We start from the raw sequence: 15726 nt of genomic DNA, 5'->3' as shown, positions 1-15726 counted from the left end.
GGGTCGTAAGGAAATAAGGATAAATCTGTATATTAAGCTCATGTATGTGTATTTTACTATATATACTCAACCAATTAATTTAAAAGGAAAATAATATGACTCAAGAGTTTGATGACTTCTTTTACGACTATTTAGACGAAATTAAAGTCGAGCCGTTTAGAGAGACGGTTGTTACAGGTACTGACTGGACAACAGAGACAATTATTCGCCAAGTTGAGAAAGGGAATATTAGCCTATCGCCTATTTTTCAAAGACGCGATGCTTGGGACCAGGAAAGAAAAAGCTTATTTATAGAATCTCTTCTGATTGGTATGCCTGTTCCACAGTTGGTCTTAGCCGAAGATCCAAATGAACGAGGCAGATATATTGTTTTGGACGGAAAGCAGCGTTTATTAAGCATATTACAATTTGCAGCTGATAATATGCGTAATGAATATCCAGAACTTAAGTTAAAAAGTTTACCTATATTGTCAGAGCTAAATAATTGTACTTATACGGATTTAATAAACAGAGGCTATAACCTTAGTAATTTTGAAAACCAATCAATTAGAACGGTAATCTTAAAAAACTGTCGTTCTGAAGACGTTTTAGCACAAGTCTTCTATAGATTGAATACTGGTAGTTTACCGCTTAGCCCTCAAGAGCTACGTTTTGCATTATCTCCAGGGGAGTTTACTAAGTATATTGATGAAGTTTCATCAAACTCTGAAGCATTAAAATTCTTCCTAGGAAGTAGTGATTTAGACTTTAGAATGCGTGATGTTGAACTCATGCTTCGTATCTTTGCGAATAATATGTTTATTGAACGATATCACGGTAATCTTAAATCTTTTCTTGATAATAGCTTCAAAGAGCTAACGCGAGAATACCCCAAAATATCCGACCAACTAGATGAAATTATTCATGATATGGAGTTGGCACATCAGCTTGTAATTAAATCTTTTGGCGATAATGCTTATAAGAAACATATTGGCGATAAGTATGAATCAAGAAAGAATCGCTCATTGTTTGAAGTTTTAATTTTTGTTCTGAGTAACAATATAGTAAGGAAAGCGATTGAAGATAAAGGTGTTGGCACACTTGAAGACATAATTATTGAATTATGCAATAGAGATATTGTTTTTTTAGAATCAATAGAAAAAACGACTAAAAGTTTGAAGGCTGTTAGTAATAGATTCAATGCTGTTATTAATAGAGTTAATGATGTCTATAACTTAAATGTACCGAATATCAATTTGAGAGGGGTAGATGGCTAATACAACTCTCTATAATAACCTACAAGCTCGTTTATCTGAGTTGCGTATTAATTTATTGCCCGAAGAGTTTGATGACTTAGGAAACTACGACAATAAAGAATTAGATATGGTAAAGGGCTACATGCTCTTAGTACATTCAGAGATAGAGTACTATTTCGAATCTATTTGTCATAAATTCGTAGATCTTCAAGTAAATGAATTTCGCACAAGTTATGAGCCAAATTTATGTACAATGGCATTACTGGCTTATTCTAAACTTGAATGGGACATTTCCTTAGAGCAAACAACGCTTCCATCAATTCAGAGTAGTAGTTTGAGTCAAACCTTAAAGACAATAATAACTAAAATGGCGAAAGAGTATAACGCTATAATCAATGGTAATCATGGCGTAAAAGAGAAAAACTTACTCAAACTAATAGCCCCTACTGGAACTCTCGATTCATTTCCAGTAGATGAACTAGCAAATTTCGATACTTTAGGCTCCGAGAGAGGGCGTCTAGCCCATATTTCCGGTCGACATATCGGGATTCAAATAGATCCGAAGACACAGTTAAGTAATCTAAATAACAACATACTACCGAGTTTAAAAGAATTTGATAAACGTTTGGTTGATATTGAAGATAAGCTATTAGAAGCTGAATGGAATGCTATAAAGCCTGGATCACTTCCTGCAATTTGATAAATTATTAACCTTGAAATTGTATTTTATCGATTGGTGCTTATGTCGCTTTAGTTCTTTATAGGTGGTACGCATTGGTGGTACAATATCTACTTAAATTGAAGATTTACTTAAACGATTCTAATGAGAGATTAGAGGGATATCTAAAGTAGAGATAATCTCTCCCGCGCCAACCAAGGCCCTCAATGGTAGTCTTATTGGTCCTCTCGCAACACTAGCAGGCGAACCTGGTCAGGCCCGGAAGGGAGCAGCCACAGTTTGTGACGTGTGTGCCGAGATGTGGCTGGTAAGACTGCCACCCAAATTCCTCATTTGGGTGTTGTTTGAAGTATAAGTTGACATATTTGTACTAAAAGATGGCATAAATTGGAAGTATAAGGTGGCATAGTCTAGTATTTAACCAAATGGTTAGGTGGTTGACTCACATGTACAGAAGAAAACTCAAACACCCCGTGTTAAAAACCTCCATAAATTTGCTAGTCAAAAAAATAAATCTACCTGTTTAGTTGAATCCTCTTGAATATCCCAACGTAACTCAAGCCTAAACTTCTCAACATTGTTAATACCTAAACCACGATGAATTAATTCAATTTCATCTAAAGGGCTTGAGCTTAAATTAACTTTTCCATTGCTGAGCATCTCTACAAATTTATGATTAGCACTAGGTTGAATATCGCTAGGCATACATACCTTAAAGCCAAATAAAAGTTATATTTAATAATCGCACTCCTGCTATCCAGCTGATAGTCGGGTTAGAGCGATAACCGGACTGTCGGGTCAACTCGTTTTTGGACATAACTGATGTAGGAGTAGCGACATATCACTTAAGCTCGGATTTATTGATTTTGTCCATATTATAACTTTGTATGTATGCTTCAATCATTGAAATAATTCTTTGATCGTAACTTTCGCGTATTAATCTTTTTAACAAGAGCTTTATGTCACTACACTCAGCCTTCGGTTGACGTTGATATACAGCCATCAACAGTGCGTTTATAACAAGGTGCTTATCCATATTTTTATCCATCGACCAACCCACAATACGCCGAGAGAATAAATCCATTACTGTTGCTACATATGAAAAACCTTCATAGGTTCTTATGTAAGTAATGTCGCTCACCCACGATTGATTCGGCGCAGGCGGGTTAAATTGACGCCCTAATAAGTTATTTGCAATTCGCGATGTCTTACCGCCTTTAATATGGCGACGCTTATACCCTATTTGCGCTTTAAGCTTATGTTGTCGCATGAGCTTAGCAACACTATTTACGCTGCATTGCTCACCGGCTTCACGTAAGTCTGCATGTATCCAAGGACTACCATAAGTGCCGCCACTGGCTACATAAAACGCTTTAATGAGCTTCAACAAGCGATTATCTTCAAGCGTTCTATCGCTTAAAGGCTTTTTAACCACGCATAAAAACCACTACGATGCAGCTTAAAAAGTCGGCACATCGATGTGATGGAAAACTCATCTTGGTGCTCATGAATGAAGCCGTACTTTACTCGGGGTTGCTGGCAAAGTACCTTGCGGCCTTTTTTAAAATATCCCGTTCCTCCGTGACACGTTTCAATTGGGCCTCTAATGTAGCGATCTTCAGTTTTTCATCGGATGATTGAACGGCTTTAGGTTTATCTGATAATTGGCTCCGCCAGTGATATAACGTTTTGGTAGAAATATCTAATCGTTCAGCGACTTCTGCAACTGAATATCCGCGCTCAGTGATTTGTTTAACAGCCGCTTCTTTAAACTCTTGGGTGTAACGTTTGCCTTTGCTCATAAAACACCTCTTATTAGAAGTTACAATGTAACTCAATGGTGTCTAGCAAACTATGGGAAGTCCACCTCGTGTAATGGTGTGTAATAGAAATCGATTTTTATTTGTGGAATAGTTTCTAAAGAACAATGACTGGAGAGCTCAAACATGCAATTTAATACAACCAAAAAAGACAATGCTTGGAAAGAATATGAAGCGTGTAGCTTTAAAGACCATATTCAGCTCTGTTCTGTCGCTTTGAAAAATGAAAACTTTACTGGTTCTGGTGTGCTTTGTATAGACAGCAAGGGTGTCCCTGGTATTTTGACTGCAAAGCATAATTTGGCGATTAACAGTGGTCTTAAAGAGTCGCCAGTAACCTGGGACTCAACCAGAGTAGAGAAGATGTGTCATGATTTTCTAACTAATCTTAATATTCTTTACGGCCCTCTAAACACTATTTCTAAAGCACCGACAGAAAAAGAATGTTTAAAGCCGGAAAGCTCAGCTATAGAGTTTCGTTCAGGTGAAGATAGTTGGGATTATGATTTGATGTTCATTACTATGAAAGACCAATCAAAGCTTAGTGAATATATCTTATGCAACCCAAAACATGCAATTAATTTTAATCCTCAAAATAAAAAGTTAAAAAGCTTTTACCAGCAGAAACACAGAGACGCTGAGGTTTTTGTCATCGGCTTTGGTGAGCAGTATGGCGTAGATGGAAAGCCTAAAGTGAACGCAGGGATATTCCAAGTAAGGACTTCCAAAATCACTTCTAACTCTGAGAGTGTCTTACGAGCGGAAAAAGATTCAGAGAATTATTACAACACTAATGTATTACTTTGCTCTGCTAGTGATCAATCAAGCACGGCTCCAGGTGACTCCGGCGGGCCTGTATTTCAAATTTTTGAAAATCAACTGTTCCTTGTTGGTATCAACTTAGGTGCCAATTTTGACGCGGAAACGCTTTTACCTGATGAGCCAATTAAGAATAACGCAAATACCTACGTTGCATTATACCAAGTCCCTTTTCTTGGTTGATAAACAATAGGTTTATGCCCGCAGTGGCTCTGACGAATATTCAAAAAATAATAACTGGCTTTGATAGAAACGAAGGACTCTTACCAAAGCCCACAACTGACATTAAACCAATATAAAAGAGGAAATTATGACTTTAGAAGCAAATATTAAAGTAGGTCTTAAGATCGACCAAGAAGTATACGACATTGATGTTGCGATCCCAGCAGGGGTTCCTACTCCGGCAGCTCCATACACGTTTTCAATTGCTGAATCAGGTGACGATGGTGCAGACCTTTTAAACGTAGTAGTTGGTGATAGCACTCACTTTTATGTAGCAGTGTCGCCTCCAAAGCAAGTTAAAGACTGGACTGAAGGCGTGGTTCAAGATCTTGAAGTTGTCGTTAATGACGGAGGTTATGACCCTGAAACTGGTAAATTTACTGACAATAAAAATCCAGATCCTAAGCCTGCTGACCAGAAGTAAAGGGTTAACTCTTTTGCCAAGGGTACGTAGCCTAAACTCGTACCCTAATGGCATTAGAGATAATAATATCTATGATTTTTAACATCTCAAGCTCATTAAAATTTGGTTATATTTTTGGGGGAAAAATTGACGCTCCAATGTTCTGTGAGCTAGACCTTAGTAAAGATTATTATCTGATTTATAGTAATTTGCAGGCTGGAAAAGACGGGCTTAACCTCTCAAAGCTTTTTGAAGATGCATTTAAAATCCCAATGCCTTTAGAGATTACGGTTGAAAAGGGGGGCTTTTTTACCTTTTCACCTCGTTCTTCATCTCAGCCGGAAAATGTTAAAATCACCGATGTTTTTCCTAACGCTCCCATCCCCAAGACGGTCAAGGAATATGCAAAACCTGTTCAGCAAACTACTTCGTTTTGGGCAAGTTTTAACTTTCGAACATCTGGGCTTTTTAAAACGCTGATTGATATTGGCTATGAAGAGAAAGGCAGCGAAGTGTCTCTTTGCGGTACATTTGCTTCTGGCGAAGTTGCTTCAGAGACTATTCAAACGACAGAATATAAGGCTTACTTCGAGCGTATTACGCTGATTCAACTATTTGAGTTCACCGACCTTACCCTAGCATATCGCTTCGACCAGTCCAGTGAGTATCGGATCCAAGGTTACATAACGCTCAAGTTATTTGGTAATGACTATAAATTTTTCGGCCATGTAAATTCAACGAATTCAGCGCTGAAAGCATGTGTTCGCTCAGCCGATCCTAATTCGAAAATTGTCCAGCCCTTTGGTGGCTTAATGAGAGGCGTTACTTTTGAAAGTTTGATGTTTGGTCTGTCGTACACCTATGAAACTGAGAAAGCGCCGGCCAAAAGCTTAATCCGTATTCAAGGTAAGATTAATTATCAAACTGATCCTAATACAAACCTTGATGACAACCTTTTTACAGGTCAGATCTTCTTGCAAGGTAGCAAGCCCATAGTTGCGGCAATGCTGATCGAAAGGGATGTGGACATTGGTGCCATTTTTAATAACAGTATAGGCGGAAGCCTATGGCCTACTAGTTTTGTCAATATTGTATTTCACAAAGGTTCGCAGCTTTATTTTTGTGATGTTGAGCACGACCCTAAATTGGTAACAGATAAAACATTTGAATGCAGTTGCGGCAACCTTGACCAAGAACCAAGCCAATCTCAGCCGATAGCAAATCCAGTTCGCTATAACAAAGGGTTTAATCTCTACGCCCACTTCGATATTACTATTTTGTTAACCATAAAACTGACAGGAGCAGTTGCAATTGGCGATGACGGAGTGTCAGCAGAAATTCAGTTGGAGGACTGGATTGATTTATGGGTATTACAATTAACAGCACCTAAGGTAGATGAGAAAACTCCTGCTGAAAAAGGTCCAATTTTCTGTTTTAACAGCAATGAAAACCTGATGGGGTTCAAAACCAGTATTCTATTTTTCCAAGCTGATTTTGGCGTCAATGTCTCAGTTCAAGCCGCTAGGGCTGACAAGTCAAATAACGATATGCGTGTAAGTGGAGAAATCGAATCAGCGCAAGCTCATTTACCTTTTTTACCTAAAGGGGCAAAGCTTAGCTTTAAATATGATAGCCAAAACGGCTTTACCTTGAATGGTTGGGAGCAGTTCAAATTCGTCAAAGATATTTTAGATTTTGCCAAAGAAGTAGAGGAGTTTTCCAACAAGACAGCTCCTAAATCATGTGGAGCTATTGTTGACTTCGTCATGGATAAGGCGACGGACACAGACTATCGAATTTTGCCTAAGTTTGTCACAGAAGGAGAGGGAGCTGATGCGAAACTCTATTTATCATTAGGTGGTACATACACACTTTATCTAGGTACAGGAACAGCGAAAGTAGAACTTTTCACGTTAGATTTCCCTGATGCTGTGAAGTTTCTTGTGCCAAAGGATCTCTCATTTGATAATTTGGGCGGCTATATTGAGACAGCCATTAAAGATGCGGGCGGCTCTTTTGCTGAAGGGATCTTAAAAAATGAAGATGCAATTGCAATTTTATTGTCTGTTTTTGCTGGCAAGCAGGCGGCAAAATACGCAGCGACATTGCTCTGTAAAAAATTGGCTGAACCTTCTCTACCTTCAGCGGCCTCAGCTGGCCAAGCAGCATTTAGTTCAGGTAGTGCAGCGGGAGGAGTTGCCTTTGGTATAGGTGTTGCTTTTGCTGTTATTGGTGGTATTACAGGTGGTAGCGGTAGTGGCGGTAGCAAAAAGCCTGGAGCGCCAGATCAGCCAACAAATCTCAAGTTAAATGCAGTAGGAGAAGAGGTAATAGCGACTTGGCAGAAGGTGAATGGCATTGACCATTATTTGTCACGAGTATTTTTCACCAACACTAAGCCTATTTTGCAAATAACACAGCCTGCTAATGCGACTTGTCAAAGCTTCAACATTGGCATGGAACGGCCTTCAGGTATTTACTACTATGCAATTAAAACAGTCAAAGCTGGTAAATCAAGTGGCGATCGAGTTGTTGGAATTTGGAAGCCTGAGGCACCTAAATTAAAGGCTCATCTAGATATAGATAGTATTCAGCAAGAACAAGTTTTGCTCTTTCTCAGTTGGGAACCACTTGAAGGTACAGCAACTTACGAGTTACGTGAAAATAATCAACCTCGAGTATTTTCTGGTGCCGATCAGTGCCAAGCTACGTCGAGCTTCACTCAGACAACTGAGGCCGGAGATTACAGTTTCAAAATAATGGCGAAAAGTGATGGTCATTATATACAAACTAACTTTTCACCAGAGCTAATCTGGCAACGTTTATCGACGCCAGATGAGGTTAAACTAACAATTACACCGAACAAAGTTAAAGTTGTGTGGCAATGGCCAAGCGCTGCAGCTCGTTTTCTTGTGCGGGCAACCTTTGAAGAGCAAGGAACAGCGCAACAGCAAACTAGCTTTAATACGGTTGAGACTCGGACAAACACTGAGTTTGATATTCCTAATGACGCTACTTTTGAAAGCGTGACTGTGTCTGTAAGAGCGGTTTCAACTCTTGTCGGTAAGCATGAGATCCCGAGCCAATGGAGCAACCCTAGTTCCACACCAATATTACCATCTCTTAGTCCTGAAGAAATTGCCAAACGAGATTTCGATGCAGGCGAAGCTGGTAAGGTTTGTGCGACAGATATCCTTTCTAGTTATCCCGACATAAAACCTGACGATATGGCCATAGCGATGGAGCAAGGTGGTTACCCTGTAGAAGATACTCGAAATGGATTGCTCGTTGCGTATCCAAATATTACGGCTAAAGCGCTTGGACAAGCTTTAGTATCGGCCTACGGGAAAGTCCAGCCAACACTAGAAGAGTTAGTCGAAACCTACTTCGAACAAGGTAAATCAGGTCAAGAGTGCGGAACTGAAGTCGCCAAGTTTTTTCCTGATGTGACGCCTAAAGAGCTTGCAGGTCAAATGAAGCAAGCAGGTTATGCAGCAGACCAGACAAGAGATGGTTTATTCGCCGCCTTCCCTAACTTAACAGCACTGCAAATTGCACAATTGCTGGCCAGTGTTTATGGGAAAAAAACATAACAGGGTACTTAACTCCTAACTAGAGCTACTGCACTGATAGCAATGTAGAGCAAAGAATTTTGAATAATTGGACAATGCGATATCGCTATAAAAAAGAGGAAGTGAAATGACAGATATTAATTTTGATGAATTAACAGGTATTTTGCCTATAAATGATAGCTTGAAAAAGTTAGCTCTGTGTAAAACACCAGCCGAGCAGCTATTAACATTAAGAGAAATATATCCAAGTGAACCATTAGTGAAAGTAGTGCAAGCACTTTACGCGATGGAGAAAATTGATGTTTTCGAAATGGCAATTTTACTTTCCAGTTTTCCTTTGCAAGTAACCGCAGGTACTCTGAAACAGGTTTATCAAAGCACATCAAATAGCACGATTGTAAGTGCACTGAAACAAGAACACGCTTATCCGACAACGTCGAGAAATGATATGTTATCAGCAACTCGTTGGCATGGGGATGACGATAACCCTGGCATGTCGCTTAGCCAGTTTGAATCAATCGCAGCAGTAACGCCAAATTATCCAGTTATTCAAGTTCTTAATTACGGTAGTGGTAATGGTGCCTACTTAACTGCAGTTCCATCTGCAGCTGAAAAAGTGTTTACTTACGAAAATGATAGAAACGCGAGTTGGAATTGGAGTTTCAAGCAGGAAGCTGCAACAGCGATCTATAAAACAGACAATATAAGTGTTGTTGCGAAATCTGACACTCAAGGTAGAGGTTTATTTAATATTGGACCTAAAAAAAACTGGTATTACGATCTGTCTTTATTTCCTGATACTCAAGAACTTCATCAGCAAATTTTAGCACTTCTAGCATATAGCTGTGGTGTTCATGCTGGCTCATTTACCGTTGCAGCGACAAACCCTTGGATGAAAACAGGTGTTGAAACTAGCGATAAAAGTGAGATTGAAATTATATATAAAACGGGTAAATGGACATGTAATCCACAAATAGACGGTGGGTTACTTTATGGCCCAGAAGGCTCAAAGGGATGCATCGCAAAAGATGGTTACGCGGCACCAGGGCAATTAGAAGGCGCACTTGTTGGACGAATAGAGGATGGTGTATTTTTCATCGGTGAGCTATTTTCTGCTAACGCACCAGCAGCTGGAGAAATAGAACTCTGTATCAACGATGATCTTAAGGGAATTTATGGGGCAGGATTAACCGATAATAAGGGAGCAGTTGAAGTAGTGATAATTCGCTCTTTTACCTGACTTAAATCTCTTCGGGTTTATTCCCCGCCGCTTGCGGCGTAGTATTGAGTAATGAGCGAATTTATACATAAAGGCCACAATGTGACAGTTTTACTTTATCACTTAGTTTTCCCTGCAAAATATAGAAGAGCAGTTCTTGATGTGGGAGTTGATAGGGCAATCACAGAAATTTGTGTTGAAATAGAAAAACGTTACGAAATCAAATTTTTAGAAATTGGGACGGATGAAGATCATATTCATTTTTTAGTTCAGTCAGTACCAACCTACAGCATTACAAAGTTGGTAACGATGATTAAAAGTTTAACGGCAAGAGAGGTTTTTAAAAAGTGCCCTCATGTTAAAAAGCAGTTATGGGGTGGAGAGTTTTGGTCAGATGGTTATTTTGCAAGTACGGTAGGAAAACATGGTGACGAATCAATGATAAGAAAGTATGTGAAAAACCAAGGAAATAATTATGACCAACTCCATTCGGATCATCAGTTAGCTATGTTCTAACCAAATACCCCGCTCACGAAGTGAGTTCTGCGTTAGCAGAAGGGCTTGCCCCGGGGATGTTTATTAATAGTTAATATTAGGCGCTTGCTGCTAGCGTACGTTACAATTAAATGGTATTAAATGATCATTAACGTTGCTAACTGCAAGGGAAAATCTATGTCATTGAGAGCTTTTAAAGAAAAACCAAGTGCAATAGTTTTCTTTTTACCGCTTTTGCTACTGCTTTTAATTTGTATATCCCATTTTGGCGCAAACTATGTACAAATGCTTTATCAGAAAAAGTTTATACAATCTCTTATTAGTAAAGCCGAAGAAATCTCCAGTGATATTAGCCAATCCATTTATCAGACAGAAACCATTAACCCTCGACGCTGTGATGAAGAAACTGTAAATAAATTACGTATCCTTTTAACTAACTACCACCACACGCATGATGTTGGTTTAGTTAAACAAAATAAAATTATATGTTCGGCAAATTGGGGCATTTTAAAAGAGCCTGTTGAACTTAATGTTGACTTTTTTAAGGGGCCTACAGGCTTTTATTTTGCGCAAGAAGTGGGGGGGATTTTTCCTATTGATGCCAAATATGATATTGCAAAACGTAATGGTGTTATTGCATTTACAATTCAAGCTCCTTTCAAATATTTTGATCAATCAAATAAGGATTTTTCGTTTAATATAACCTCTAATGATGGCTTGTACGTTTTCCATCAATTTGACTCCGAATTTCAGTTTGATAATGAATTTAACCTATTATTACAAGAAGTTAAAAGCTGTAGTACAAAATTTAACTATTGCGCTAGCGTGCTTAATAATCGCCCTGGGTTACTATTTTTTTCCACTTTGACTTTGACTGCGATACTTTTATTGCTTTGCGTTATTAGTTTTTTAATCATTTATTCTTTTATCTCATACACAGAAAGAACAAATTCGATTGAATTTCGATTACGTAATGCAATCGCAGATGAAAGTATTTATTTAGAATATCAGCCAATTTTAGAGGTCCAGAGTAAGCATATTATTGGTGTAGAATGTTTAATTAGATGGAAAGATGAGGTATATGGGCAAGTCTCACCTGAGTTATTTTTAAGTATTGCTGAGCAGTTAAATTTATATCCGTCGATGGCATTTTCATCTGTACAGCGGGCATTTAAAGAGTTGTCGCCTTTTGTTATAGAAAAAGATGACTTTAGTATTGCGATTAATGTTAACTCCTTTGAAATTCAAAGTTCGGAGTATTTACCGTTTTTAAATGAGCAATGCGAATTATATAAAATAAGCCAAAAACAAATAAAAATTGAGATCACTGAGCGTATAGGACTGCCACTAAATGAGTTGTCACACTTTGCTTTGCAGGCTAAACGTTATGGGTTTACTGTTGCTTTGGACGATTTTGGTACAGGTGTTTCAAATTTAGTTTGGTTAACTGAAATTAACTTCGATATCATAAAAATAGACCGCATTTTTACCCAATCGATTACTGATCCTTTGAAAAAAGATACGCTACTGGCAATAATGGCACTATTCACGAACCTTAATCGTATTGTTATTTTTGAAGGCGTTGAAACGCAAGAGCAGTGTGAATTTATTGAAAAGTATAATAAATACTACCAGGTTCAAGGTTGGTATTTTTATAAAGCGCTGCCTTTAGATGCATTGAAAGAATTAATAGTTTAAATAAAGCGGTATTGCGGAACCGATCATTCACCAGGCTTTACTTGAGTTAGAACACCTATGTCTGACTCAAATAATATGCTTTTTAAGTAGCGCTGGTTTTTAGCTAAAGCTGGTGCTTTAAATTTAAACTGTACCATAATAAAACCAAATATAGTATTTAAGTGTTGTAGCGCACAGAGCTGGGGAGCTTTATAAACTAGGCTTTAAATCTCGGCCTTTTACATTAACGTGAGGGGCGAGAACTCTGAGGCAACTATGCAAAATCCAACTCATGATAAAAAAGTAGATGATAAAAAGTCTGCTGAAACACTAAAAAAAGAAGCGGCAAGCAAGCGCGCAGCTTTAGAACCTGACACGAAAAAATCATACAGAAAACCCCAGCAAAAATAATAGAGTCGTTAATTATCTAACCAGTTTTCGCAAAGCATTATTTGAGCTTAATTAAGGATTGAGTGGCATTATCGACAGGTAGATTCGATAAATATACAAGGAGCTAGATAATAGATGTTCTCTACTATTTGTGGTTCTTCACTCGTTGGTGAGGGATCATATTCTTGTTGTTTAAGGCTACTGAGAGCGCTATGTCATTAATAACAGAAGACAAAAATAATGAAAGTAATGGTCTAATTAAACGGCTAGGTAAATATCAGTTGTGGCTTCCCAATGGCAAGTATAAAACCAGCTTTGTTATTTTAGCAGTGCTGTTTTGCTTTAGTGCTTTATACACCGCTTTGTTTACTGTACCCAGTGATTCGGTGGCGGTAGTATTAAGATTTGGCAAATTTAGCACTATTTTACCATCGGGTTTACACTTTAAACTGCCTCTTGGTATCGATAGAGTTCATATTGTGCCAATCAAACGCCAACTAAAACAAGAGTTTGGCTTTTCTACTCCCGGCGCAACCGATCCTAATCAAAATGTGACTATTAATAATAATATATTCTTTACTGGCAAGCGCCGTGACGTTCAGTTACGTAATCAATTGGGCGAAACGCAAATGGTGACTGGCGATTTAAATACAGCCCTTGTTGAGTGGGTGATCCAATATCGTATTGCAAATCCTAAAAATTATTTGTTTGAAGTGCGTGATCCTGCCGGTACCTTGCGCTATGTATCAGAATCGGTGATGCGAGAAGTAGTCGGCGATCGTACCGTTGATGAAGTTATTACCATTGGTCGTCAAGAGATTGAAGTTGAAGCACTGCGTAAGATGCAAGCATTAGCGAGTAAATATGTGATGGGGATCAGCATTGACCAAGTGCAGCTAAAAAATATTAATCCACCAAAAGCCGTACAAGCATCTTTTAATGAAGTAAACCAAGCGCAACAAGAAAAAGAAAAGCTGATCAACGAAGCGCGACGTGATTACAATCGCATTATTCCATTGGCTGAAGGTGAGCGTGACCAACGTATCCGTGCGGCTGATGGCTACCGACTAAAACGTGTAAATGAAGCGCAGGGTGATGCGCTGCGCTTTAACGCCTTATTTGCTCAGTTTGAAAAAGCGCCTGAGGTGACTCGAAAGCGTATTTATTTAGAAACAATGCAAAAAGTAATGCCCACAGTTAGCGAAAAAATCATCATTGATAGCAGTGCGCTAGATGTACTGCCTTTGCTTAATCTAACACCACTTAAAGGCCAGTGAGCATGAGACATTATCTATTGTTTTTTCTTGGTATTTTATTAGCATTTATTTTAGCGGCATTAAATAACGCTTTGTATACAGTTAACGAAGTAGAGCAAGTTATTATTACTCAGTTTGGCCGTCCTGTTGGCAACCCTATCACTGATGCGGGTATCAAAATTAAAATGCCATTTATTCAACAAGTAAACTCAATTGATAAACGTGTGCTGGAATGGGAAGGCACTCCTTCTGATATGCCAACTAAAGATAAGCTTTATATTTCAGTCAGTTTGTTTGCCCGTTGGCGAGTGACAGATGCATTACAATACTTTTTACGGTTAGGTGATGAACGCAGTGCACAATCAAGGCTCGATGATATTTTTGGCAGTGAAACACGTAATGCAGTTGCTAAACATGAGCTGATTGAAATTATTCGTACCTCTAAAGACCGCCAGCCTCTTCGCGATAAGCTATTGACTGAAGCCGAAAAGGCGCAAGATATCGGAAGTTTAGTACCAATACATATTGGTCGTTTGCTGGTGGAGCAAGATATATTTAATGCAGCGGCAGAAAAAGTCAAAGTGTTTGGTATTGAGTTACTCGATATTCGTTTTAAGCGTATTAATTATAATGAGAGTGTCCGCCCGAAAATTTATGAGCGAATGATCAGCGAGCGTCGGCAAATAGCTGAACGCTTTTTATCAGAAGGTAAAGGTGAAGCGGCTAGAATTTTAGGTAATCGTGAGCGAGATTTAAATAAAATTCAGTCAGAAGCATACCGCGCAGTAGAAGAGATCCGTGGTTTAGCTGATGCAAAAGCTGCGGCGATTTATGCCGACGCTTATAATCAAAATGCACAAGCGGTTGCATTTTATGCGTTTATTCGCTCATTACAAGCATATGAGTTGGTACTCAATGACAATACGACACTGGTATTATCAACCGACAGTGAGCTATTTAAGTATTTAAAAAACACCGATACACAACCAATACCAGGCAATAATTAGTCGCAGGTCACAGTGTAAATAGGAAGGTTAGTGAGATGACAGTAAACGCCAGCAAGCTGGCGTTTTGGGGGATGTTTTGTTTAATTGGTTGCCAGCTTTTTAGCTTTGGCTACTTTTGCCCAGTAACCCGCTAGTTCGTAATGTTGATATATAGCTGTTTCAAACTCGGGAGTTATTTGCAGGTTATAATCATACTCTGGCGCATCTTTTATTACTTGGCGGTTGAGATCAACGCTGATGGTATTGTCGAGCCAGCATACTTCGCTGATCCACTCTGGTGGCACGAGCACTTTATGTCCACCCCACCAATTACTGGTATCGATGATCAGATAACGCACCGCCCACGTTGTTTCTTCTACTAATAATCCAGAGACATGACCAATATCACCATCATTTGCATTAATATGATAGCCAATAACCTCTTTGCAACTGCGTAAATTTGGATCTGCTTTTTTATTATCTTCACTTTTAACATTATGGTGAGTTAGTTGTGCGCTGCGTGCACCTGCTTCTGTATGTGGGAGGTGTTGGTGGTCACGGTACAATAAATAAGGGTAAATACCGCCTCCCCAAAATCCTTCGCCTACCCAATAATAAGGGTAGCCATAATAATCGAGTAAGCTGGCCTCATTTTGCCGTGACACGGGTTTATCGTTATCGATAGTTGGGCTGTTTTTAACTTGTTCTTTACTGATCAACACAGGCAGAATTTTTTCTATCCAGTTTGGTTTTTGAACCGCAATTGGTGAGATCAAAACCTGACGGCTGGATAGCCAAGAACCTGTTTCAACAACAAAATAGCGGATCACCCATGCTAAATCATCGAATAGAAAATCTTTTTCTTTACCGATCACACCATCGGTAGCAGCGATAGCGCAATTTTCAAGATCTTTCATGCTACGTAACATAGTAGTTATCCTTTTTAATGGGGT

Annotated in this window: 14 protein-coding genes, 1 other RNA gene and 2 pseudogenes; 12 read left to right on the top strand and 5 right to left on the bottom strand. The window is 38.8% G+C overall.

What is annotated here, in order from left to right; genetic code table 11:
• Positions 1-95 precede the first annotated feature (95 nt).
• From PVK79_RS16645 to ffs, 3 genes are all read left to right on the top strand, one after another.
• Positions 96-1256 (top strand): DUF262 domain-containing protein, encoded by a 1161-nt coding sequence (locus PVK79_RS16645; protein ID WP_274803914.1) that lies wholly within the window; start codon positions 96-98, stop codon positions 1254-1256.
• A complete protein-coding gene (locus tag PVK79_RS16640; RefSeq protein WP_274803913.1) occupies positions 1249-1935 on the top strand; it encodes a hypothetical protein in 687 nt (228 codons plus the stop codon). The genes PVK79_RS16645 and PVK79_RS16640 overlap by 8 nt, the downstream gene beginning before the upstream one ends.
• A gap of 195 nt (positions 1936-2130) precedes the next feature.
• An RNA gene (gene ffs, locus PVK79_RS16635) (signal recognition particle sRNA small type) lies at positions 2131-2227 on the top strand.
• A gap of 188 nt (positions 2228-2415) precedes the next feature.
• On the opposite strand, the gene PVK79_RS16630 is transcribed toward ffs, so the two are convergent.
• From PVK79_RS16630 to PVK79_RS16620, 4 genes and pseudogenes are all read right to left on the bottom strand, one after another.
• Positions 2416-2619 (bottom strand): hypothetical protein, encoded by a 204-nt coding sequence (locus PVK79_RS16630; protein WP_182778715.1) that lies wholly within the window; start codon positions 2617-2619, stop codon positions 2416-2418.
• Positions 2620-2893: 274 nt separating this feature from the next.
• Positions 2894-3100, bottom strand: a pseudogene (locus tag PVK79_RS23595) (DDE-type integrase/transposase/recombinase); the annotation flags it as partial.
• 102 nt (positions 3101-3202) lie between these two features.
• Positions 3203-3349 (bottom strand): annotated as a pseudogene (locus PVK79_RS23590) (helix-turn-helix domain-containing protein); the annotation flags it as partial.
• 88 nt (positions 3350-3437) lie between these two features.
• On the bottom strand, positions 3438-3716 hold the full coding sequence (locus PVK79_RS16620) for a transposase (protein ID WP_257326208.1): 279 nt from the start codon (positions 3714-3716) through the stop codon (positions 3438-3440).
• 144 nt (positions 3717-3860) lie between these two features.
• On the opposite strand from PVK79_RS16620, the gene PVK79_RS16615 reads away from it, so the two are divergent.
• The 9 genes from PVK79_RS16615 to hflC all read left to right on the top strand — a co-directional run bounded on the left by PVK79_RS16615 (position 3861) and on the right by hflC (position 14794).
• Positions 3861-4736, top strand: a complete 876-nt coding sequence (locus PVK79_RS16615; RefSeq protein WP_257326207.1) for a S1 family peptidase — start codon at positions 3861-3863, stop codon at positions 4734-4736.
• A 127-nt stretch (positions 4737-4863) separates the two neighbouring features.
• Positions 4864-5199, top strand: a complete 336-nt coding sequence (locus tag PVK79_RS16610; RefSeq protein WP_257326206.1) for a hypothetical protein — start codon at positions 4864-4866, stop codon at positions 5197-5199.
• A 71-nt stretch (positions 5200-5270) separates the two neighbouring features.
• Positions 5271-8771 carry a phage tail protein gene (locus PVK79_RS16605; RefSeq protein ID WP_257326205.1) on the top strand — a complete coding sequence of 1167 codons (3501 nt, stop codon included), beginning with the start codon at positions 5271-5273 and terminating at the stop codon, positions 8769-8771.
• 106 nt (positions 8772-8877) lie between these two features.
• Complete coding sequence (locus tag PVK79_RS16600) at positions 8878-9990, top strand: hypothetical protein (protein ID WP_257326204.1); 1113 nt, start codon at positions 8878-8880, stop codon at positions 9988-9990.
• 51 nt (positions 9991-10041) lie between these two features.
• Complete coding sequence (tnpA, locus tag PVK79_RS16595) at positions 10042-10485, top strand: IS200/IS605 family transposase (protein ID WP_257326203.1); 444 nt, start codon at positions 10042-10044, stop codon at positions 10483-10485.
• Between the two features lie 120 nt (positions 10486-10605).
• Positions 10606-12162: an EAL domain-containing protein gene (locus PVK79_RS16590; RefSeq protein WP_257326202.1), complete on the top strand. Its 1557-nt coding sequence runs from the start codon at positions 10606-10608 to the stop codon at positions 12160-12162.
• A 255-nt stretch (positions 12163-12417) separates the two neighbouring features.
• Positions 12418-12552 carry a hypothetical protein gene (locus tag PVK79_RS16585; protein ID WP_257326201.1) on the top strand — a complete coding sequence of 45 codons (135 nt, stop codon included), beginning with the start codon at positions 12418-12420 and terminating at the stop codon, positions 12550-12552.
• Positions 12553-12743: 191 nt separating this feature from the next.
• Positions 12744-13808, top strand: coding sequence for an FtsH protease activity modulator HflK (hflK, locus tag PVK79_RS16580; RefSeq protein WP_182732215.1), 1065 nt, complete (start codon positions 12744-12746; stop codon positions 13806-13808).
• 2 nt (positions 13809-13810) lie between these two features.
• The gene (hflC, locus tag PVK79_RS16575) at positions 13811-14794 is read left to right on the top strand and encodes a protease modulator HflC (RefSeq protein WP_182732214.1); all 984 of its coding nucleotides are present in this window, start codon (positions 13811-13813) and stop codon (positions 14792-14794) included.
• Between the two features lie 80 nt (positions 14795-14874).
• Here the strand turns inward: hflC and PVK79_RS16570 are convergent, their stop codons facing one another.
• Positions 14875-15702, bottom strand: a complete 828-nt coding sequence (locus PVK79_RS16570; protein ID WP_145242835.1) for a PRC-barrel domain-containing protein — start codon at positions 15700-15702, stop codon at positions 14875-14877.
• Between the last annotated feature and the right edge of the window lie 24 nt (positions 15703-15726).

Origin of the sequence: Pseudoalteromonas rhizosphaerae (assembly GCF_028885455.1) — a bacterium.
In the GTDB taxonomy this organism is placed as follows: domain Bacteria; phylum Pseudomonadota; class Gammaproteobacteria; order Enterobacterales; family Alteromonadaceae; genus Pseudoalteromonas; species Pseudoalteromonas rhizosphaerae.
This window is presented reverse-complemented; position numbering and strand designations above follow the sequence as displayed.